This is a genomic window from Sulfurovum sp. MH2-6 (genome assembly GCF_058374785.1).
In genome coordinates this window covers 1362400-1383029 of record NZ_CM178170.1, presented here as the reverse complement: position 1 = coordinate 1383029, position 20630 = coordinate 1362400, and the positions used below count along the sequence as shown (strand labels likewise).

Sequence of the window (20630 nt, the reverse complement as noted above, 5' to 3'; positions counted from 1 at the left end):
TAGAGGATTGGAGTATGGGTTACACCTGAGGACAGGTGGAACCACTCAAAAATACGTGTATATGATGTTTTTGGGAACACTTATACTGCCACAAAGGAAATTCCATTTGTTGATATCCAAGAAGCAAAAAAATACAATCCTTCTTTTGGGGAGACATTTATAGAGTTATCCAAGAAATCATAAGAAAGAGTAAAGTAATTAGGTTTACTCTTTCTTGTAAGAGTAGTGGGTCAAATTATTTTTTGAATGATATATTTTATTAAAATTAAATGTGTGTTGGTATTTTATTACCATTTTAATGGTTCTTTAAAATAACAAAATAAGTGATGTTTGGAAAATAGGGGAGTAAGTAAAATAGGGCATTGAAGCCCTATATATTAAGAAGAGCAGGAGCTTACGCTTCTACAGTAACTTCTTTCTCAGTACCTTCCCAGATACCGTGTTTTGTACAGTAACCGTGTGCTACTAGTTTAAGTTTTTTACCAGTAGGAATGATTGTAAATGTTGTTGTGTTGTGAGCTTTAGTGTTACCAAGAGTTCCCGGTACGTAAGTCGCTTTTGCAAGGAGTGTATCTCCGTTGAAAAGTGATACAGACTCGATATAGTGGTCAAAATCATCCGGGTGAGTATACTCGTTACCCATTTTAACAGTTACTTCAAACGGCTCACCTGCTTTTGCAGTATCTGCACAGTGGATAAATGGAGAGTGTCTATCGATAAGGTCTTTTTTCGCTTCTCTATCGATTTCTGAAATGTCTTGGTATTTGTTGATCTTTGGCATATTCTTTCCTTTTTATTTGATTTGTACAGCCATTATAGCATAAAAATAATTAAATGGGATAAAAATTGTCTTATTTGTTTTTATTTTATATTGTTTTCTGCCCAATTTTTGATCTCATCACGCTGTTCTGTTGTCAATTCTGCCTCTTCATGCATAGTAAGATACATAGGCAGCGGCATACGGTGGTTGATCGTCTTGACGATCCCTTTGAAGATCTTCTGTTTCTTCTCTTCACTGTATCCTTCCCACTCCTGGAAATTCAGCCATCTTCTGCCATCTTTGATATGCGCTCTTACCTCCCAGGAGATCGGCGCAACATTACCGTACCAGGGCATTTTGGTCTGGTAGGAGTGACAGTCGTAACATGAACTTCTCAATATGCCCATGATCTCATGGGAAGCTTTGATCTCATTGTTTTTATCAATGGTTGACGGTGGCGCAGGGATATCGATCTGGATTGCCTGAAGAAGCAGTAGCGCACCCACACCCCAGAGTGAAATTGTTTTAAGCATGATGAATTTTCCGTTTTTACCGTATTATAATGAAAGTAGATAAAGTATAAATAAAAAGAGTAGGTAAGATGAAATACTACCCCGAAGGGTAGCAAAATAAGTGTTAGGCAGTATAGAGGTGTTTTGCTTTGGAGACGTGGAACTTGAGTCCGATCTCCTCTTCTGATGCGCCCAGTGCAAGTGCTACCATCTGCGGCATATGAAGTACAGGGACCTCAATATCACGACCCATTATTTCACCTACGCTATCCTGGTAGGTGTCCATTTTAAGGTGACAAAGCGGACAAGGTGTTACGACCATATCCGCGTTGTTATCGATCGCATCTACAAGTGCATTTCCTGTAAGGATTTCAGAGGTGTGGTTTGCCTGGAGCTCTACGTGGAAACCACAACATTTGTTTTTACTCGCATAGTCTACCGGATGGCCCTCAAGCGCATCGATAAGGTTATCGAGTGATGTAGGCACATATGGGTTTTCACCACCATTGCTGTGCTCATGAAGCTCAGAAGGTCTGATGTTGTGACATCCGTAGAATGGTGCGATATTGAACTGGCTGAGTGGTGTGACTACTTTATCTTTGATCGCATCAAGACCATAGTCATCGATCAATGCATACAAAAAGTGTTTGATCTCTGATGTCCCTTTGTACTCTAGACCGACTTCAGCAAGCTTTTCGTTTACTCTTGCTTTGAGTTCCGGGTCTGTATCAAGGGCATGTTTCGTCATCTGAGAGTTGAGCTGACAGGTGTTACAGATCGTGATCATTGTCAGACCGTGCTTCTCAGCATAACAGATGTTTCTTGCATTGAGAACATGTGCAAGGAACTCATCAAAATCCTGTAGGTGGCTTGCACCACAACAGCTTGCTTCCTCAAGAATCGTGATCTCGATACCCAACTTGTCAGCTACAGCAAGTGTAGATGAAAGTAGCTCAGGTGTTGACTGCTTTGCAGTACATCCTGTAAAAAGTGCATATTTTAACTGGCTCATCTTTACTCCTTATAGCTTGTTTGTTTGTGAAATTTCAATCAGTTTTTGAACTTCATCCAGGTTCTTGATCTCCGGGATACTGTTGATGAACGGTACACCTGAATGCCAGTGGATCTTACCGGACTTCATCATCTTCATCGCCGTTTTCAAGTGTTTGTGCATACCGAGAATACCCTCAGAGTAGAGTACGATATCTGCTTCATCCAGGTAACCTGTTTTCTTCATACCACGGAGGAAACCTTCGGCGTGTTTTGTTGCAACATTTCGCTCTGCAATCCCTTGCTCAAACTGCATATTGTGAAGTTTTGTGATCTTCTCGATAGGGTTGATCTCTTTTGGACAGGCTTGCGCACATTCAAAACATTTTACACAGTCCCAAACACCAACACCCGGCTGTGCAGTAAGCTCAAGTCTCTCTTCAGCCGCATTGTCACGTGTATCGATACTGAATCTATAGGCTGCCGTAAGTGCTGCAGGCCCAAGGAAGTCAGGGTTCGCCTCAAGTGCAGGACAGGCATAGTGACAGCTACCACACTGGATACAGAGGTCTGAATCCAGCATTGCGTTAAATTGCGCAACAGACTGTTTTGTCTCATGGGTAGGGTGCGGGTCGATATCTGCCACAACATAAGGCTGCACATCCGCATGTTTCTGCCAGAAGTCGCCTTTGTCTATGATCATATCTTTGATCGCACGCTTTTTACTCTGTGGCTCAAGCGTGATATCGTTGTTGAACATATCAAGCAGCTCAAGTGCATTTTGCTTACAGGCAAGTACCGGTTTACCGTTTACTTTGATACCACAGGCACCACAGATACCGTGTCTACAAGAACGGCGGTATGAGAATGATCCGTCATGTTCCCATTTGATACGGTTCATAATGTCAAGGACCAATTCATCCTTTCCTACTTCCATCTCATACTGTTTTGTATAAGGAAGATAGTCCGTCTCAGCATTAAATCTAAACGCTTTGATGGTCACTTTTCTTGTTTCGTTGTTTTGCATCTCTTCCTCCTCTTAGTATGATCTTTCTTTTGGTTCGAACTTACCTAGAACGACATCACCCCATTCGGTTGTGATATTGTACTCTTTATCCATATATGCATAGGTATGCTTAAGGAACTTCTCATCATCACGCGTAGGGAAGTCTTCACGGAAGTGACCGCCACGGCTCTCTTCACGGATCAATGCACCGTATACAATGAACTTCGAGAACTCAAGCATGTGACCGAGTTCAAGTGCCTCTTGAAGATCAGTGTTATAGGTATTGGATTTGTCATCGATACGGATGTTTTTAAATCTTTGCAGAAGCTCATCGATACTTGTAAGTTGTTTCTCGAGAGACTCTTTTGTTCTAAATACACCGGCATTGTCTGTCATACCTGCTTGAAGTTCAGCCCTGAGTCCTGCAACACTCTCGGTACCGTTTGATGTTTTGATACGGTTAAGCTCTTCAAGCATTGTCTCTGCATCTTCAACCGTTGCTTTTTTAAGCTCGATACCTTCATCAAGCTTTTTCACCATGTTCTCACCCGCATGGCGACCGAAGAGGAGGGCTTCCAGTACTGAGTTTGCACCGAGTCTGTTCGCACCGTGTACAGAAACACATGAACACTCACCCGCTGCATAGAAACCTTCTACCGTCTCTTTCGGGTTCTTACGCACTTCACAGTTGATCGTTGTCGGGATACCACCCATAGAGTAGTGTGCCGTTGCTGAGATGTGGATAGGCTCTTTAAGCATATCTTGACCCTGGAATGCGATCGCAAGTTCACGAAGTTCAGGTAGTCTGGTAAGGATGATCTCCGGATCAAGGTGCGTCAGGTCGATGTTTACCGACTGACCGTCTTTACCTACACCTTTACCTTGGCGTACCTCTTCCATGATCGCTCTTGATACAACGTCACGTGAAGCAAGCTCCATCGCATTCGGCGCATATTTGCTCATAAATCTTTCGCCCTCTGAGTTGAAGAGACGTCCACCTTCACCACGTGCTGCTTCAGAGATAAGTACTCCTGAACCACCAAGTCCGCTCGGGTGGAACTGTACGAACTCCATATCTTCCAACGGAAGACCGTGACGCGCTACGATTGAGAGTGAGTCTCCCGTGTTTGCGTGTGCATTTGAGTTGAATCTGTATGCTCTGGCGTGACCGCCTGTTGCAAACATCACTACTTTCGCGTTGAAGATCGCAGGCTCTGAGTTACGGATATTGTATGCCGCAACTCCATATGCTTTACCGTCTTCATAAAGAAGGTCAGCTGCATACCACTCATCGAATACTTCGATACCTGCACGGAATGCCTGCTCATAGATCGCCTGAAGCACTGCAAGACCTGTTCTGTCTTTTGCATAACATGCTCTTGGTTTACTCTGACCACCAAACGGTCTGATCGCAATGTTCCCTTCCTCATCTCTTGAGAAGGCTGCTCCCATACGCTCAGCCCATCTGATCGTCTCAGGTGCTTTGGTACACATGAGCTCAACCGCATCCTGATCTGCAAGGTAGTCTGAACCTTTGACCGTATCAAATTCGTGAAGTTCAGTCGAATCCTCTTTCCCTAAAGCAGCATTGATTCCCCCTTGTGCTGCACCTGAGTGAGATCTCAGTGGGTGAAGTTTTGTGATGACTGCTGTTTTCTTGCCTGCTTCCGTAAGCTCTTTGGCTGCAGCCAAACCGGCAAGCCCAGCTCCAACGATAACAGCATCATATTCGTAGATTTTTACATCCATAACGACTAGTCCTTTTTCTGAAGTTGAAATAATTATATCTTATAGAAAGTTAAGTTTAGAAATTTTTCAGAAAGTCTGTAGAGTAGGAGGGTAATTTGTTACGATTTACGTCATAGCGGCGGGACTAAAACGCAGATCGTAACCTAAAGTAACAAATTTAAGCAGCTGCTCTTTGGTTTGATGCCAGGAAATCAGATGCGAGAACGATCTCAAGGTTGATATCTCTCCCCATGACTGATTCGATCTCTTTGAGATTGTTACTAAACAGATCGTAGTCTGCTTCATTTTCTACGATCAGAACATCTGCACCATGATCCAGTGCATCAAGCAGGTTTGTTCCCGCTTTTGTAAGCGCGAGTCTTCTGTGGTCTTCAAAGAGTGTTGCACCGGAACCCTTTGTCTCTCTACTGAAACGTACGACCGTTGCGCCGGCTTTTTGGATGTCCTCAAACATTGTAGAGTTGATCACGTCTGTACCGCTGTAGTAGGCACACTTCTTCCCTTCGACAGTGCTGATTGTTCGAGCGGACTGTTTTTTGAGTGCAGGTTTCTTCTGTTCTTCTTTTTTACCCATGAATTTTGAGAGAAGTACTTCAAAGATAGACGGAAGCGTCTCATCTGTACCTTTCGCCATGATTTTCAGTGCGTTGATCGTCTCTGTATGATCTTCGGGATCAAAAAGGTTGTTTTCATATTCGCAGTCAAACAGCCCGGAATCAGCATCACTGATCGCCTTCAAGATCTCTGCTTTGTACTCAGAACCGTTCTCTATGAGCCTGTGAGCGAGAAGCAGTACCGCATCACCGATATAGTCACGTTGGAAGTTGGATGTTTCAGAAGCATAGTGGAGGGCATAAAGGCTTTTATAGTATGTAAGGTCTTCCTCATTACAGTATGGCTCAAGAAGCGCGTAACTCTCCATAAAATCTTTGTCATTGATACGGAAACCATGGTTGGCACGGTAGCTGTTGACCGGGTCTACTTGAAGTTCAGTACCAAGTGTCTCTACGATATTTGACATTTTTTCGTTAGCGGTAACCACAAGACCGTTGATCTTAAAGATCAGTTTCTGTTTTGGAAATTCGAACATGTCGTTTTGTTCCTGGATGGCTACCAGCAGGTCTTTTGCTTTTGCATCTTCATCAAGTACTACTTTGAAGTGCTTGTAGTAAGGCAGGTAGTCAGTCTTTGCATTAAAAAAGAATGCTTTTATCTGTAGTTTCATGGCGTATTTCTCCTAATGATAGTGGCTAGATTATAGCCAAGCTTTTATTAGTTAAGCTTTTGAAAATTATTAAGTAGGGACCTATTTTTAACTATTTTGTTAGAAATCAGCCAATTTAACTCCGGAAATATAGGAATAAGCATACTTTCGGGTCCCATACTCTCTTATAGAGTATGCTACAATCTCACATGCAAAAGATAGACAAAGAACAGTACCTTATCAACTCCCTGACCTCGGAACATATCGGTGACGATGCAGCAGTGATCGGTGATACACTCTATAGTATGGATGCCTTTTTTGAAGATGTGCATTTCAAAAGAGAGTGGATGAGCCTCACTCAGATCGCCCGCAAAGCGATGCTGGTAAACCTCTCCGATGCGATCGCAATGAACGCCAAGCCGCAATATGCACTCGTGACACTCTCTCTCCCCAAGGATATCCGGGATTTTGAGATAGAACTGCTGACCGAAGCACTTGAGGCTACAGCCAGAGCGTACGGGTGTGAGATCATCGGGGGAGATACGATCGGGGGAGACAAGCTTCATCTCTCCATCACGATCATTTCAAAAAGCGACAACCCGTTGCTTCGTACCGGGCTCAAAGAGGGAGACCTGCTCGCCTATACAGGAGTACTCGGAGAGAGCGGAGCAAATCTTCAGGCACTGATGCGCGGAGAAGAGATAGCGGAGGATGCAAGGTTCTATGAGCCGGTACTCCGTGCAGCGTTTGTCGAGCGTGCGAGACCTTACCTACGGGTAGGTATGGATATCTCTGATGGACTCTATTGTGATACGAACAAGCTTCTTGATATCAACAAATATGGAAAAGAGGATCTTCTCTCTATCGATAACAATATCGGGCTTAGCGGGGAGGAGTATGAGATGCTGGTCGGTTTTGACCCGGAAAATCTGGAAGCGGTAAAAAAGATCGCAGAAGAGACCGGAACACCATTGACGATCTTTGCCAAAGCAGCGAAAAACAGCGAACGCTACCCTTGTAAAAGTCATCACTTTTAGTATGCAATATCCTTTTTGGTGCGTGGTTACGCACCCTACGCGAAAGGTTACCCTCGTTTCATCGCTCCTGAGAGTATAAAAAAGAAGCAGGTGAACATCTCTGGTATTTGTAGGTCGGGATACCCTTATCCCGACATCCACCTTATAGGGAAAAACCATCAATGATGTCGGGGTGAGGGCACCCCGACCTACATGTACTCTTCCGTAAATTTTTTTCGTTACCACGTTGTACGTGGTAATGCCTATCCCAATAGTGTGATACCATAAACCTTTTAATCCACCTATTGGTGGAGTTTCATGAGGTCTTGATAGGCCAAGTTCGTGTATACACTCCCACGAAATCGTGGGAGCGAAAAAAGTAGGAACGACGGATAGGTAATAACGCTTTATCTACCTGCTTCACTATTCTTATCTGTATCAGGAGATATTGTTATGCTGAATGTACCGACTTCCTCCAGTTCTTTATAGTGTTTACATCCCAAAGCATCCTGTAACTCGCAAGCTTTCATGTAATACTTTTTCGCTTCAGCGTAATCCTGCACTAGTCCACCAATACCCTTGGTGTATAACTCACCCAGCTTTCTGCACCCTGTACCGTTACTCAACTCACAAGCTTGATTAAAATACCTCTTGGCCTTCAGATAATTCTTTTGAGTATGGTATATATCACCAAGCTGCCAGCATGCCGGGCCGCTGTTCAACTCACATCCCATCCTTGCATACTTCTCTGCTTCAGGGGAGTTATGAGGAGATAATAGACTGAGATTGATGCACCCGGCACTGTCATTTAAAAAACATCCTCTTTTAAAATATTTTTTTGCTTCAGAGGCATCTTTTTTGACGCCTTTCCCTTCCATATATAAGATACCAATATTGGTACAGCTGATATTATAACCATCGAGGCAGGCTTTACTGTAATGCTCTATTGCTTTCCTGTAGTCCTGTTCTACTCCATCTCCATATTCATAGAGTTCACCAAGGTTATTGCATGCTACATTGGAATAAGCATTCATATGGCACGCTTTACTGTAATAGGCTTTTGCTTTGGTATAGTCTTGCTTTACCCCTTCTCCTGTATGGTATAGATAACCAAGTTTGGCACAACCGACACTGTCATTTAAGTTACAGGATCTCTCCAATTGCGTGATAGAGAGACCGGAGGGTCCGATCACCTCAGGTACTGTTGGGATCCTGGGCCTTCTTAATTCCTCACCTGATGGAGCACGTAACAGATATCCGGATGGTGTCGGTACCAATAAGGGTACAGGGGTATCATATCTTTCAGATGATGGATAGGGGGCATACAGTTCAAACGTAAAGAGTAATAACAATAATATCTTTTTCATTTTCTTTACCTTTTTAATGGTATCGTCTTACATTATATCAAGTTGGAAAAGGTGGAGTGTGTAATAGGCTATGCTATGTAGCATGGATCTCTGTATGCACTATGTAAAACAGAAAAAGTTATCACTTTTGGTGCGTGATTACGCACCCTACGCGAAAGGAGAGATCATGAATTATGTCGGGGTGAGGGCACCCCGACCTACACGTACTCTTCCGTAAATTTTTTTACACGCTCAGAGTTTGTGATAGATGCTACGCTTCAAGTTCCACTTTTAACGTAAAGAACTCCAGCAGGTCTTTCAGTGTGATGATACCTACGATCTTATGATCCTGACGTACAAGCATTCTGCTGATCCCGCTCTCATTCATCGCCATCATTGCATCCTGAACCGGAGTCTTTTTGGAGAGGGTATTCTCTTCTGTGGAGGCCTGTGTTACCTGCGCCACCTGTGTCGTTTCCCACGCTTCAGGGGGTATGGATTTGAGTGCCTGCAGTGTGATGAGTCCCGAGATCCTGCCGTTCTCTGTCACCGGAAACATCTTGTGGTGGTAGGGATAGAGGTACGCCTCAACAAACTCCTGCAGTGTGATATGAGAGGAGACGGTGACGGGTTCCGGATTCATATACTCCTCTACCTTTTTCCCTGCAAATGACTGTTTGATCAGGAGTGACTGGTAGGAGGAGTTTGCAGCGCTGAAAAGAAAGGAGCCGATCAGTATCCACCAGATTCCCCCTATGAGACTTCCCTGTATGAGATGCATAAACCCTGTAAAGATAATGAACATGGCAAAGATGACACTGATACGCGAAGCCGTGCGTGTTGCCCATCGGATATCCCCTTTGACCCACCACAAAACAGAGCGGAGTACACGCCCGCCATCGGTCGGGAATGCCGGTATCATGTTAAAGATAGCCAGGATCATATTGATCGCACTGAGGTATCCGAGTGTTCCTGTGACCGGCACAGGGAGTTGTATCGCCAATGCTGCCTGATAAAGGATACCGAAGAGTAGAGAGAGGAGCAGGCTGGCTACCGGACCTGCGATCGCCATGAGAAACTCTACTTTGGGAGTTTCCGGCTCATCTTTCATCTCGGCGACACCACCAAAGATGAAGAGGGTGATCCCCTTGATATTCAGTCCGTACTTTCTTGCAACCAATGAATGGGAGAATTCATGAATGACAATGGAGATAAAGAGTCCAAGGGCTCCGATGATCCCCATGATCCAGTAGACCTGCATAGTGAGGTTCGGATAGTAGGCGGGGAAAGCCCCTTTTGCAAGTGACCATACGACCAGAAAGAGAATGATCCCCCAACTCATATCCACAGATACGGTAAAACCTAACAGTTTGAAAAGCTCTGTTTTTCTTTTTAGCATTTGGAAACCACCTTTGGATCTATTATAGCGACTTTTCTTCTCTTGTGAGAACGTTCGTAGTCAAAACAGAATCTACGCTTTGGATGCGTCTTGATTCCAGATAGGGTTCTCTCTGTCATCCTCATGAAGCTTGGATCTCTCTTTCTCATCGATATGCCAGTAGGAGTAGTCTATACTCGAATCTCTGTAGGCTTCTTTTTGATCATGATCAAACGGACACCACCAGTTCTCGACGATACTTACAAGATAGGCCATATATCTGAACATCGCGACACTGAAAGGACAGTAGACCTTACAGTTGAATATCCAGTAAAACCGGTAAGAACTCAGGTTTTTCCAGTTTTTCTTCTCTTTATAAACGATCTGGTTGCCATGGGTATAACGATGTGAAGCCCAGTGGGGAAGAAAGCTTCTAAAAGGTTTAACATTTTGTGCCCCCATCAGCCGTAGGTGAGCCCTAACCAACAGGATGCCAATAGCAACAAACGGCACGGTAACGAGCAGAGGGATATAGATCAAGAGAACCCCGCTCTTTACTCTCCACTCCGGCTCTCTATCAAAGTTTTTTCCTATCTCTACCCGTTCTCTCATCTTTTTCCTTTATACGATTCATCACTTTGTTCTATTATAACAAAAGCGCGGGTTTGCCGGTTTATCTTTTCCTGCAGGCGTAGATATAGTAAACAAATACACCGATACCAAGCATCAATCCTCCCAGGAAAAGGAAGAGGGGAAAGTCAGTTGGCATACTTTGGTCGAGCACTGCACTGCCGGGCGGGATAAATGAGAGGATGATGATAGCTGCCGCCAACAGCTCCAGGAGTAGAAATCTTCTGTCAAAGGCCGGATAACGGTCCCTATGGTTCAATGTCAGAATAAAAGTACTTGAAAAGATAAACGCAATCGATACCACTACAGGTGCCCAGACCGGTCCGACCCAGGGAAGAGGGATCAGAAAGAGGATATCCCATGTTCCAAGGCCTTCAGGCCAGTCCAGCAGCATTTTCAGAAAAATATAATAGAAGATATCCCACACCCCGAAGAGCAGAAAGAATGCAGCAATACGGCTCTGCATCCTTTGGTAGGTCAATGCCGCTGTTGCCCACATAAGCATCAGTGTCGCAGCTTCACGAAGCAGTTCTGTAAGCATGATATGCCCATCCATCACTACCAGAGGAAATAGAAATCCGTCAGGGTAATAGATCTGGCGCAGATAGACCACAATGGCTGCCTCCATGTAACCAAAGAGCAGACCCCATACCACCAACCCAATAAGGTGCTTTTTCATGACAACTCCTTAGTAGAGTATAACATGATAGGCTGCTTGACATCGCAGGAGATTCTTCGTTATGATCTTTATAGGTACTTTTAGAGTCTTCGGTTATATACTTAATAATAGAGTGAAGAGAGATCATGATATCTGAACATCCCCACAGTAAAACTGTTGCGTTGTTATTGAGAGAGATGGAGAGTTCTGCCGAGGGATTGTCACATCAACAGGCGAAAGCGCGTCTTCTACATTATGGTCCCAATGAGATAGAGGAAGAGAGACACAACTATGTTGTCTTGTTCCTCTCACAGTTTAAATCTCCTTTGGTCTATATACTGATCATTGCGGCACTTCTCTCTTTTATCCTGGATAACCTGCATGAAGGCGTCTTGATACTTTTCATTATCATGATCAATGCATCGATCGGGTTTTGGCAGGAGCTTAAAGCCTTGACATCGATCAAAGCGTTAAAAAAATTGACTCAGAGCAAAACAGAGATCAAACGTGAAAAGCGTGTAGTAACGCTCCCTTCATCGGAACTTGTTCCCGGTGATCTGATCATACTCTATGAGGGAGATCTGGTACCTGCCGATATCCGGCTCACAAAGACAGAGGGGGTGGTCATCGATGAGTCTGTCCTCACAGGAGAGTCTCTCCCCGTACAAAAAGATGCGGAACTGATCCTCCCGCCGGATACACTCCCCTACAAGCTGGACAATATGGCGCTTTCGGGTACGACAGTGACCAAGGGAAAAGCAGAAGGGGTCGTGACCTCTACGGGAAAGTATACCTACTTTGCTTCAATCGCGGCAAAAGCTTCAGAAGCGTCACCCGATACACCGCTTAGCAAGGCCCTGGAGCACTTTAGCAAAAAACATATGTCTTTACTGCTTGTGATGATCTTTATCACTGCCTTACTGGCTTTTTGGCAGGGAAGAGAGAGCATAGAGATCATCTACCTGGTCATTGCCGAGCTGGTATCTGCTGTGCCTGAGGGGTTGCCGATCGTCGTGACGTTGGTACTGACGATCGGTGCCATGGCCTTGAGTCTGAAAAAGGTCTATATCCGGCATCTGCCTTCTGTCGAAACCTTGGGGAGTGCAACGGTCATCGCCTCAGACAAAACAGGGACCATCACAGAGGGGAAGCTTGAAGTAGAGGAGGTTTTTTCCCTGCATGAGACCTTTGCCCAGACGGTTTCAGCCCTTGCGAATGAATCTGTTGCAGGTAAGGGGGACCCGGTAGATACCGCATTGGCACGCTGGGTCGGCAGTGAATATATACGTATCAGGGAGAGATATCCCCGTGTCAACCTCTATCCCTTCGACACGAAGTACAGGCTGATGGCAAGTTCCAACATGGTCCAAAAAGAACATAAGATCTTTGTCAAAGGTGCGTTTGAATCGCTCAGAGAATTTGCACGCAACAATGATGACTTTGAAACGCTTCAGCACGAGCATGACACCATGGCCTCAAAGGGATTAAGAGTCATCGCTTTGGGATTGGGAGAGTACAGAACAGATGATATCGAAGCGTGGCAGATAGAGATCGTAGGGCTGGTCGGTTTTATCGATCCTCCCAAAGAGGGGGTGAAAGAGGCAGTAGCGTTGGCACAGAGTGCCGGTGTAAAGGTGATGATGATCACGGGGGATGATCCCCTTACGGCTTCTGCCATATCAGCGTCGGTCGGTATCTATCAAGAGGGAGACAGGGTTGTAACGGGGAGTGAACTCAACCGTATGGATGATGAGACACTGAGAAGAGTTTTGCCGCAGGTGAGTGTATGGGCCAGGGTGCTTCCCGAGCACAAATACCGCATCGTAAAAGCCTTGCAGAAAAGAGGGGAGATCGTCGCAGTGACCGGTGATGGTGTCAACGATGTCCCTGCGCTCAAAGCAGCCGATCTTGGTATCGGGATGGGAAGCGGTACGGATGCAGCCAAGTCTACGGCCAAAATGGTACTGGGGGATAACAATCTATCCGTGATCGTCGATGCGATCAAACAGGGGCGTACGATCGCCGGAAATATACGCAAGTCCATCTATTTTCTTGTCGCGACAAGCCTGGATGAAGTGATCCTGATTACCGGTGCGATCCTGATGGCTTTGCCGTTGCCTCTCTACCCGGTCCAGATACTCTGGATCAACCTGGTAGCCGACAGTGCACTGGATAAAACCTTCCCCTTCCTAAAGGAGGAAGAGGATGTGATGAAAAAGCCGCCGACCAGGATACACGCGCAGTTTTTGGACAGGGTACAGCTTTTACGTGTATTGTATGCCGCATTGGTGATCAGTCTGGGATCACTCTTTTTGTATGTATGGATGATAGATCACTATGGCGAAGAGCGTGCGATCTCTACACTTTTTACGGGATTTGTCATTGCAACCTGGATCAACGGACTGCAGTCGCTAAAAGAGCATGAACCCTTTTTGAAAAATCTGAAAAGGTCGTTGAAGATCAACCCCTATATCTTTTACGGTATCGGTATAGGGTCGGTACTTCAGCTGATAGCGATCTATTTTCTCTCCGATATATTCCATACGCAGCCTCTCACTTCAGATTCCGTATGGATGATCATGCTCTTGTCACTGTGGGTATTTGGTATGATAGAGATAAGGAAATGGGGTGAATATTGGTGGAGAAACGATCAACCCAGAGAGATAGGTAGAGGATTATGATAAAATGAATCCATATAGATCAGATGAAAGAGGAATGAACCGATGCAGGAAAAAAAACCCTCAAAAGATACGCCGAAACTTCAGAAGTCAAAAATCAGTTTTGAGGATGTGGTAGGGCATACGCCTATTAAAGAGCGTCTCAAATCGATTATAGAGATACTTCAAAATCCAAAAAAGCTTGAAACATTTGATATCCCTGCACCCAAAGGGTTGCTTCTTTACGGGCCGGTAAGTATAGGCAAAAGGATGTTGGCAAAAGCATTTGCCTATGAATCAGACCTCTCGTATATAGAGATATCAGGTTCAAAACTCTTTGATCTGGAGCATATCAAACAGGTGTATGAGACAGCGGCCAAAAATGCCCCGTCGATCGTGATACTGGAAGATATCGATATCAAGGGACTGATGCAGGGTGCGATCACCAATGTCTCTTTTTCTGATATCTCCAAGGTTCTGGAGTCTGTAGAGAAAATGGTATTTACCATCGCTACTGCTGAGACGCTGGAGGGAGTAGACCCGGTACTCACTGCCCCGCAAAAACTTGACTTTTTACTTGAGGTCTCCAAGCTTGACAGGGATGCAAGAAAATTTTTTATAGAGAAGATCCTGCAAAAACCGCATGATCCGAAGATAGACACGGAACGTATCGTACGCTATATCACGGGTATGAGTGCGATGGACCTGGAGAGACTGGGGCGTATGGCTGCACTGAGCGTGATCGAACAGGGCGGCGATGTGATCACGGAAGATATCCTCATAGAACAGATCAATATCATAAAGTATGGGCATAAAGTAGAGACAAAGATGGTCAAAAACCTGGAAGAAGAGATGAGAATGACTGCCTACCATGAAGCTGCACATGCGATTCTCTCTGCACTGCTTTTACCGAATATCAAGATCGAGCAGGTGACAATAAGCCGAAGAAGCAAGATGCTGGGATTTGTCTCCTATAATGCCGAGGATGAGATGACCAATATTACCAAAGAAGAGCTTTTCAACGATGTATGTGTTTTATTCTCAGGACGGATGGCAAAGATGAAAAAAGCCGGAGAGAGCAAGATGGACAGCGGTGCGATAGAAGATCTTGCCCAGGCATCGATCAACGTATATGCAGCGATCACCAGCCTGGGGATGGACAAAGAGCTTGGATTTATCAATATAGAATCGATCGCACTGATGGACAACTACTTCCTCTCTCAGCAGATAGAGAAACGTTTTCTTCTCTGGATGAGTGTCGCTCAAGAGCATACCAAAAAGCTTGTTGACAAACATTGGAAACTGATAGATAAGCTGGCAAAGAAACTGATCGAAGAAGAGATCGTAGAGAGCAGTGAACTTGAGAAGATCATAGGAAAGACCAAGGTATCCAACGAAATACCAGAGAGCCTATGAGAGAGATGAGCAACCAAAAGCGTATCTCCCGCATTGAAGAGATACTCAGGCACAAACAACCTGATCTGCAAGTGATACTGGATGATGTCAACAGCTCTCAAAACCTTTCGGCGATCATACGAAGCTGTGACGGGGCAGGTGTACTGCATCTCTATTATGCTGCAGGTTGCAATGATACCCTGAAAGTACATAAGACCATTACCCAAGGGGCACACCGGTGGTTAAGAAGAAAGCATATCGCTACGGAAGAGAAGGTCACGTTCCTGGAAGAAAAAAAGGCAGAAGGGTATCAGGTCGTAGTGACACATCTTGATGAAAACGCAGTCTCATTTAGAGAGATAGACTATACCAAACCGACACTGCTGGTGATGGGAAATGAAAAAGAGGGGGTTTCCAAAGAGGTGTTAGCCCTCGCAGATCATAAGATCATTATCCCAATGCAGGGAATGGTACAGAGTCTGAATGTCTCGGTGGCTACGGCACTGATCCTTTATGAAGCGCAAAGACAGCGTGAAGATAAAGGGATGTATGAGACTGCACAGTTAGATTCAGAAGAACAAGAACAGATTAAAGAGGAGTGGTTATACCGTGATATTATTGCACGCAGATCAAAAGGAAAGATTAAGTTGCCCGGAGAGTAGGAAGATAGTGATAAGGTTTTCCATCATTCCCGATCGTGGTCGGAAATGATAGAAGGAAGGGGCTATTTCAGTTTTCCGTTCCCGTATTGTTCAAAGAAGTAGTCTACAATGATCTTCTGATCCTCTTTGCTGATCAGATCAGCTTTAAAGTGAACGATCATCTTTTCAACTTTCTTTTTCCAGAACTCTCTGGACTGTTTTCCCTGGTTGATCATATATCCAAAAGAGTGGCACATAAGACATTGTGCCTGTACCGTATCAAATCCTTTACCCATTTTGATAGGGAAGGCAACATAGGGTACGGCTACATCTTCATTGACCTTTGCACTAAGCGGTGTAGCGATGATCGCAGCAGCCAGTAATAGTTTTTTTATTGTATGTTTCATAGTCATTTTCATCACTCCTTATACCACTTCAACCGTAACTTCATCGATACCGTTGTATTTGTATCCGCCGTGGTTCCACTTGATATCTTTTGCAAATGGCTGTTCATCACCGATCTTGTTGATCGCCTTTGACATGATCTTCACTTTACCGTATTTGGTCGGTTTGAAGCTGTATCTGAAGGCTCTGAACCCGTAACGTCCCTGTGAACCGTCATCCAGGATCGCTTGTTCCCATGTTTTACCTTCATCCAGTGAGATCAGTACCTCTTTGATACCATGTCCGCTGTCAAATGCCACACCTCTTACAACAAGATGAGAGTTGTGTGTTACGATAGAGTCCTGAGTAGGGTAACCGATCACCGATTTTACATTCATCTTAGTGATAGGCTTTGTTTTTTTCGCTTTCTTTTCCGGTGTTTCACACTCACACGCATTATCCGGTACACGGTAGGCAACATCCATAAAGAAGAGACTTTTGTATTTGTCCGTTACCGTGATGTTGCTAAGCATTTTTACCCAGCTGTCCGAGTAGTATCCCGGGATTACAAGTCTGATCGGATATCCGTTAAGGTATGGAAGATCCTCACCGTTCATCTCATAGGCCACGATCACATGATCATCCAGTTCATCGAGGTGCAGTTCACGTACGAAGTTCGGTGTTTTGTAGTAGGCTGCATTGTCCTGACCGTTAAATCCGATCCATGCAGCTTCACGTTTCAGTCCTGCCTGGTCCAGAAGATCGCTTAAACGTACACCTTTCCATTTTGCACATCCCATTGCACCGTTACCCCACTGGATACCGCCTGCAACCGGTTGAAATGCTGAACGGCTGTTACCGCCACACTGTAGTACTGCTGTAACTTCTACCTGCTCAAAATCATTCTTAAGCTGATCGAGTGTAATATGCAGCTCTTTTTCTACAAGACCGTTGATATGGATCGTGTAGGTTTTCGGATCGATCTTTGTTGGGATATCCGGCATGTGCCATCGAACAAAGAACTGGTCATTTTGAGTGATAGGGTAAGCAAATACATCTCTTGGAGACTCAAGCAACGGCGGTCTGTCAGAATAGGTGATCATCGGTCTTTTTTCAGGGAATGCCACTTCTGATATTTTTCTATTATCGATAGGTTGACGTGTTGTTGCAGCATTCAGACCCGTACTTCCGAGTGCGGCAGCACCGGCAGCAGAGAGTGCTGTTTTAATAAACGATCTTCTTTCCATAAGAATTCCTTTATAAAAAATATTTATTAAATATTTAAAATATATCAATTATATAAATTAATGTCTCATCATACATAATTAATGCTGAAATAAAGCATATTAGAATAATTATTTATGATAATATTTATAATAGTGTCTATTTTATTAGCAATGACAGTTATATTATTAATTTATATTATACAAAAAATCTACACGAAATCTACACAATTTTTATACTATAATAAAGAAATAAAGGAGGTGAGATAATGACCATGACAAAAAAAATAGGTTTCATTGGGGTGATTTCTTCAGCGATGTTGTTCAATACAGGATGTACTCCTCAAGAAGAGGCATTTGCAGCGGGTGCTGCTACCGGAGTGGTGGTCGGTGCCATAATGACCTCTGATCGGCCATACTATTATGACAGGCCTTTTTATTATTATCGGGGTATCTACTATTATGGTGGTAGGTATGCTAACGGATATTACTACTATAAAGGACGCAAATATTATGGGGGTCACTACTATCACCATCATTATAGATACCATAACGGAAGACGTTATAGAGCAGTAAACGGAAAATACGGATACTATCAAACACGTAGAGACTATGAAAGAAGATACCGTAGATAGATCATACAGGAAAAAAGGAGCAGAGATGATGACGAGGGCAAAAAAACTAGGTGCAATAGCAGCGATTTCTTCCGCACTACTTTTAAATACAGGATGTACTCCCCAAGAGGAGGCATTTGTAGCGGGTGCAGCGACGGGTGTAGTAGTAGGGAGTATGATCTCTTATGATTATCCGTACTATTATGACAGACCCTACTATTACTATGGCGGTACCTATTATTATGGCGGTAGATACACGAATGGGTATTACTACTATAAAGGACGCAGATACTATGGAGGTCACTACTATCACCGTGGTTACCGATATTATAATGGCAGACGTTACAGGGCAGTCAGCGGACAATACGGATACTATAAAACACGTAGAGAGTATGAAAGAAGACATCACCGTAGCACTCCTGTCAGGGAGAGAAGTATCATAAGGGAAAGAACGAGAACCTATGATACCCAAAGAGTACCGGCAATACGGACCAATACAGTAACCAGAGAACGAACAAGAACCTATGATACGCAAAGACCCAGAGAGAGACGGAGAATCGAAGATACACAAAGAAGACCGACAAGAGAAACAAATACGGTAACGAGGGAACGAACAAGAACACGTGAACTCCAAAGAACCCATGTGAGACCTAAAGAGTACCAACGTACGCAAGAGAAAACACGTACGCAAGAGAAAACACGTACGAAAGTAAGAACACGGACAACAGAAAATTCTGAGATTGAAGAAGAGAGACATAGAAGAGAGCGATAGGTCTTTAGGATCTAACGCTCATTATGATGTTTTTTGATTGATAATTTAAGAGCTTATTAAAAAGTTCAACGCAACTATTGGGTGCTCACTCCGCTACACACTTATTTAAAGAATCAGGATAGATCTTTGGCATGATCATTTAGCAGATCTTTTCCAATACTTTTCCCAAGTGTTTGTCTCGTTTCACTGTGGATCACTTCAACCCGTCAGTTCAGATGTTCTTTTGGAAAAGCAAGATACCATCTTACTGGTGCAGTATCGGTAATCAGGGTAACAGTAATCTCCGCGATCGGTTGCATATCCAGGGATTCTGACTCTCATGGAGGGTTATGAGGTTCTCTCTTTTTGCATCCCTTTTCTCTCTTTCTACTCAATCCCTCTCATCATTTCAACTCTATAGGCATAAAATTCACCTACATTAGCGGTACTCATGATATTTACATCCATGAGCATACTTGCCCTGTTTTGTGAATGATCAGGGATTTATTGAAGATACTTACATTCTTTAGGAGGGCATATGGCATTTAAAAACTATACTCATAGGATCTTACCTTGGTTGTAAGTTCTGCAGCGATCATTTCGCAAAAGGCTTGAAAGTCAGGAAGGTTTAGATCAGCTTCTCTCTGTCTTGTCCCCCACATCGGTTCAGGGAAATAGCTGTCTTCTTTGAAACGTGCCATGATATGCCAATGAAGATGCGGGACATAATTCCCAAAGCTTGCGATATTGATCTTATCCGGCTGATAATATCTGATCATCTCTTTTTCGATAATATCCAGGAGTTCAAAGATCTCCAGTTTGATAGTGTGGGGAAGTTCACTCATCTCTTTGTAGGGTTCCTGTGTAAAGATCTTCAGCCAAGGGATCTCACTCTCTTCAGTCTCTATTCTGATCAGTTCATTTTGATAGATGATAGACATTAACGTATCCTTTTTAGTGTGGTTTTTCCTAGTTTATATATCGTAGAAGCCTGTTTAGTAGCCTCTAACGGTGCGATGATCACATCGGCAGATCTTTTGGCAAATGTTTCATCGTATGCATTCCCGCTGAGATTGGCAGAGGTGGTATAGGCCCACCCCAGACGGTTCATCAGGAGAAGATGATGTCTGTCTCGTATCAGTCGGTAAGAGTGCCCATCAGGCATAATAAAGGTTGTTTTTTGGCTTCTTCTTACCCTGTTGCGGTGGCGAGAAGGGATACGTGTGAAGCGCTGAAGGGTCTTCTGTGAATTTACCGCAGTGATATAGTGTTTATACGGCGGACGCTGTTTGATCTGTGTGAGTCTCTCTGCATCCTGTGAGACGAATCCGATAGTAGTATCTGTCTGTGTCAGGAAAACTTTATGTGTCAGCACTTGGTCTACTCCGTGTATTGATAGTGTCATTATAGCGTAACAGGAGAAAAATTTATCGAGTGAGTTTCCCTTGTCCCCAAGCTCCAGAGACAGTGAAAGAACTTATATTGATTTGGAAGTAGAGGCTTTAGGCCCACCTACAAGTGGGATAATTTGACGTATTGACTAAAAAAACTTTGAAAACAATTACTTTTTTATGTTAAAACAATCATCTATTCTATATGGAGAAAACGTCAATGGTGTTGGGGTGAGGGCACCCCGACCTACACTTCTATTTCCGTGAGTTCTTTCATAATCTCATGATTTTGGAACCGGCAAAAAGATTTATCGAGTCAGATGTA

General features: G+C 44.0%; 20 protein-coding genes. 6 read left to right on the top strand and 14 right to left on the bottom strand.

The features are described from left to right. Positions 1–394: 394 nt before the first annotated feature. The 6 genes from AC4JOV_RS07110 to AC4JOV_RS07085 form a co-directional block, all read right to left on the bottom strand. Complete coding sequence (locus AC4JOV_RS07110) at positions 395–781, bottom strand: class II SORL domain-containing protein (RefSeq protein WP_229938279.1); 387 nt, start codon at positions 779–781, stop codon at positions 395–397. An 80-nt stretch (positions 782–861) separates the two neighbouring features. Beyond that, on the bottom strand, positions 862–1293 hold the full coding sequence (locus AC4JOV_RS07105) for a heme-binding domain-containing protein (protein ID WP_229938280.1): 432 nt from the start codon (positions 1291–1293) through the stop codon (positions 862–864). A gap of 103 nt (positions 1294–1396) precedes the next feature. Then, positions 1397–2284 (bottom strand): CoB--CoM heterodisulfide reductase iron-sulfur subunit B family protein, encoded by an 888-nt coding sequence (locus tag AC4JOV_RS07100; RefSeq protein WP_229938281.1) that lies wholly within the window; start codon positions 2282–2284, stop codon positions 1397–1399. A 9-nt stretch (positions 2285–2293) separates the two neighbouring features. Then, the gene (locus tag AC4JOV_RS07095) at positions 2294–3289 is read right to left on the bottom strand and encodes a succinate dehydrogenase/fumarate reductase iron-sulfur subunit (RefSeq protein WP_229938282.1); all 996 of its coding nucleotides are present in this window, start codon (positions 3287–3289) and stop codon (positions 2294–2296) included. Between the two features lie 12 nt (positions 3290–3301). Continuing rightward, entirely contained in the window at positions 3302–5017 is a 1716-nt protein-coding gene (locus AC4JOV_RS07090; RefSeq protein ID WP_229938283.1) for an FAD-binding protein, read from the bottom strand. A gap of 157 nt (positions 5018–5174) precedes the next feature. Beyond that, on the bottom strand, positions 5175–6242 hold the full coding sequence (locus AC4JOV_RS07085) for a DUF5644 domain-containing protein (RefSeq protein WP_229938284.1): 1068 nt from the start codon (positions 6240–6242) through the stop codon (positions 5175–5177). A 188-nt stretch (positions 6243–6430) separates the two neighbouring features. Here AC4JOV_RS07085 and AC4JOV_RS07080 point away from each other — a divergent pair, with 188 nt between their 5' ends. Continuing rightward, positions 6431–7258 (top strand): thiamine-phosphate kinase, encoded by an 828-nt coding sequence (locus AC4JOV_RS07080; protein WP_229938285.1) that lies wholly within the window; start codon positions 6431–6433, stop codon positions 7256–7258. 386 nt (positions 7259–7644) lie between these two features. On the opposite strand, the gene AC4JOV_RS07075 is transcribed toward AC4JOV_RS07080, so the two are convergent. From AC4JOV_RS07075 to AC4JOV_RS07060, 4 genes are all read right to left on the bottom strand, one after another. Beyond that, on the bottom strand, positions 7645–8604 hold the full coding sequence (locus AC4JOV_RS07075) for a tetratricopeptide repeat protein (RefSeq protein ID WP_229938286.1): 960 nt from the start codon (positions 8602–8604) through the stop codon (positions 7645–7647). A gap of 250 nt (positions 8605–8854) precedes the next feature. Then, the gene (locus AC4JOV_RS07070) at positions 8855–9982 is read right to left on the bottom strand and encodes a site-2 protease family protein (protein WP_229938287.1); all 1128 of its coding nucleotides are present in this window, start codon (positions 9980–9982) and stop codon (positions 8855–8857) included. A gap of 72 nt (positions 9983–10054) precedes the next feature. Then, positions 10055–10573 (bottom strand): hypothetical protein, encoded by a 519-nt coding sequence (locus AC4JOV_RS07065; RefSeq protein WP_229938288.1) that lies wholly within the window; start codon positions 10571–10573, stop codon positions 10055–10057. Between the two features lie 61 nt (positions 10574–10634). Beyond that, positions 10635–11270, bottom strand: a complete 636-nt coding sequence (locus tag AC4JOV_RS07060) for a hypothetical protein (RefSeq protein WP_229938289.1) — start codon at positions 11268–11270, stop codon at positions 10635–10637. A 125-nt stretch (positions 11271–11395) separates the two neighbouring features. Between AC4JOV_RS07060 and AC4JOV_RS07055 the strand changes: the two genes are divergently transcribed. From AC4JOV_RS07055 to AC4JOV_RS07045, 3 genes are read left to right on the top strand one after another with little or no spacing between them, the layout of a single operon-like run. After that, positions 11396–13930 (top strand): cation-translocating P-type ATPase, encoded by a 2535-nt coding sequence (locus AC4JOV_RS07055; protein WP_229938290.1) that lies wholly within the window; start codon positions 11396–11398, stop codon positions 13928–13930. Positions 13931–13972: 42 nt separating this feature from the next. Further along, the gene (locus AC4JOV_RS07050) at positions 13973–15322 is read left to right on the top strand and encodes an AAA family ATPase (RefSeq protein WP_229938291.1); all 1350 of its coding nucleotides are present in this window, start codon (positions 13973–13975) and stop codon (positions 15320–15322) included. Then, a complete protein-coding gene (locus AC4JOV_RS07045; protein WP_229938292.1) occupies positions 15319–15963 on the top strand; it encodes a TrmH family RNA methyltransferase in 645 nt (214 codons plus the stop codon). Before AC4JOV_RS07050 ends, AC4JOV_RS07045 begins: the two co-directional genes overlap by 4 nt. Positions 15964–16025: 62 nt before the next feature. Here AC4JOV_RS07045 and AC4JOV_RS07040 read toward each other — a convergent pair whose 3' ends face one another. Together AC4JOV_RS07040 and AC4JOV_RS07035 are read right to left on the bottom strand one after the other, a co-directional pair. After that, positions 16026–16349, bottom strand: coding sequence for a sulfite:cytochrome C oxidoreductase subunit B (locus tag AC4JOV_RS07040; RefSeq protein WP_229938293.1), 324 nt, complete (start codon positions 16347–16349; stop codon positions 16026–16028). 18 nt (positions 16350–16367) lie between these two features. Further along, positions 16368–17573 carry a molybdopterin-dependent oxidoreductase gene (locus AC4JOV_RS07035; RefSeq protein WP_229938294.1) on the bottom strand — a complete coding sequence of 402 codons (1206 nt, stop codon included), beginning with the start codon at positions 17571–17573 and terminating at the stop codon, positions 16368–16370. Positions 17574–17818: 245 nt separating this feature from the next. On the opposite strand from AC4JOV_RS07035, the gene AC4JOV_RS07030 reads away from it, so the two are divergent. Together AC4JOV_RS07030 and AC4JOV_RS07025 are read left to right on the top strand one after the other, a co-directional pair. Then, positions 17819–18184, top strand: a complete 366-nt coding sequence (locus AC4JOV_RS07030; protein ID WP_229938295.1) for a hypothetical protein — start codon at positions 17819–17821, stop codon at positions 18182–18184. 25 nt (positions 18185–18209) lie between these two features. After that, positions 18210–18935 (top strand): hypothetical protein, encoded by a 726-nt coding sequence (locus AC4JOV_RS07025; RefSeq protein WP_229938296.1) that lies wholly within the window; start codon positions 18210–18212, stop codon positions 18933–18935. Between the two features lie 524 nt (positions 18936–19459). Here AC4JOV_RS07025 and AC4JOV_RS07020 read toward each other — a convergent pair. Together AC4JOV_RS07020 and AC4JOV_RS07015 are read right to left on the bottom strand one after the other, a co-directional pair. Continuing rightward, positions 19460–19855: an HIT family protein gene (locus AC4JOV_RS07020; protein WP_229938297.1), complete on the bottom strand. Its 396-nt coding sequence runs from the start codon at positions 19853–19855 to the stop codon at positions 19460–19462. Continuing rightward, positions 19855–20289, bottom strand: coding sequence for a Sua5 YciO YrdC YwlC family protein (locus AC4JOV_RS07015; protein WP_229938298.1), 435 nt, complete (start codon positions 20287–20289; stop codon positions 19855–19857). Before AC4JOV_RS07015 ends, AC4JOV_RS07020 begins: the two co-directional genes overlap by 1 nt. Between the last annotated feature and the right edge of the window lie 341 nt (positions 20290–20630).

What these genes read in the sequence shown, in the direction of transcription:
- AC4JOV_RS07110 (WP_229938279.1), bottom strand. Translation starts at nt 781, where the DNA reads ATGCCAAAGATCAACAAATACCAAGACATTTCAGAAATCGATAGAGAA.
- AC4JOV_RS07105 (WP_229938280.1), bottom strand. Translation starts at nt 1,293, where the DNA reads ATGCTTAAAACAATTTCACTCTGGGGTGTGGGTGCGCTACTGCTTCTT.
- AC4JOV_RS07100 (WP_229938281.1), bottom strand. Translation starts at nt 2,284, where the DNA reads ATGAGCCAGTTAAAATATGCACTTTTTACAGGATGTACTGCAAAGCAG.
- AC4JOV_RS07095 (WP_229938282.1), bottom strand. Translation starts at nt 3,289, where the DNA reads ATGCAAAACAACGAAACAAGAAAAGTGACCATCAAAGCGTTTAGATTT.
- AC4JOV_RS07090 (WP_229938283.1), bottom strand. Translation starts at nt 5,017, where the DNA reads ATGGATGTAAAAATCTACGAATATGATGCTGTTATCGTTGGAGCTGGG.
- AC4JOV_RS07085 (WP_229938284.1), bottom strand. Translation starts at nt 6,242, where the DNA reads ATGAAACTACAGATAAAAGCATTCTTTTTTAATGCAAAGACTGACTAC.
- AC4JOV_RS07080 (WP_229938285.1), top strand. Translation starts at nt 6,431, where the DNA reads ATGCAAAAGATAGACAAAGAACAGTACCTTATCAACTCCCTGACCTCG.
- AC4JOV_RS07075 (WP_229938286.1), bottom strand. Translation starts at nt 8,604, where the DNA reads ATGAAAAAGATATTATTGTTATTACTCTTTACGTTTGAACTGTATGCC.
- AC4JOV_RS07070 (WP_229938287.1), bottom strand. Translation starts at nt 9,982, where the DNA reads ATGCTAAAAAGAAAAACAGAGCTTTTCAAACTGTTAGGTTTTACCGTA.
- AC4JOV_RS07065 (WP_229938288.1), bottom strand. Translation starts at nt 10,573, where the DNA reads ATGAGAGAACGGGTAGAGATAGGAAAAAACTTTGATAGAGAGCCGGAG.
- AC4JOV_RS07060 (WP_229938289.1), bottom strand. Translation starts at nt 11,270, where the DNA reads ATGAAAAAGCACCTTATTGGGTTGGTGGTATGGGGTCTGCTCTTTGGT.
- AC4JOV_RS07055 (WP_229938290.1), top strand. Translation starts at nt 11,396, where the DNA reads ATGATATCTGAACATCCCCACAGTAAAACTGTTGCGTTGTTATTGAGA.
- AC4JOV_RS07050 (WP_229938291.1), top strand. Translation starts at nt 13,973, where the DNA reads ATGCAGGAAAAAAAACCCTCAAAAGATACGCCGAAACTTCAGAAGTCA.
- AC4JOV_RS07045 (WP_229938292.1), top strand. Translation starts at nt 15,319, where the DNA reads ATGAGAGAGATGAGCAACCAAAAGCGTATCTCCCGCATTGAAGAGATA.
- AC4JOV_RS07040 (WP_229938293.1), bottom strand. Translation starts at nt 16,349, where the DNA reads ATGAAACATACAATAAAAAAACTATTACTGGCTGCTGCGATCATCGCT.
- AC4JOV_RS07035 (WP_229938294.1), bottom strand. Translation starts at nt 17,573, where the DNA reads ATGGAAAGAAGATCGTTTATTAAAACAGCACTCTCTGCTGCCGGTGCT.
- AC4JOV_RS07030 (WP_229938295.1), top strand. Translation starts at nt 17,819, where the DNA reads ATGACCATGACAAAAAAAATAGGTTTCATTGGGGTGATTTCTTCAGCG.
- AC4JOV_RS07025 (WP_229938296.1), top strand. Translation starts at nt 18,210, where the DNA reads ATGATGACGAGGGCAAAAAAACTAGGTGCAATAGCAGCGATTTCTTCC.
- AC4JOV_RS07020 (WP_229938297.1), bottom strand. Translation starts at nt 19,855, where the DNA reads ATGTCTATCATCTATCAAAATGAACTGATCAGAATAGAGACTGAAGAG.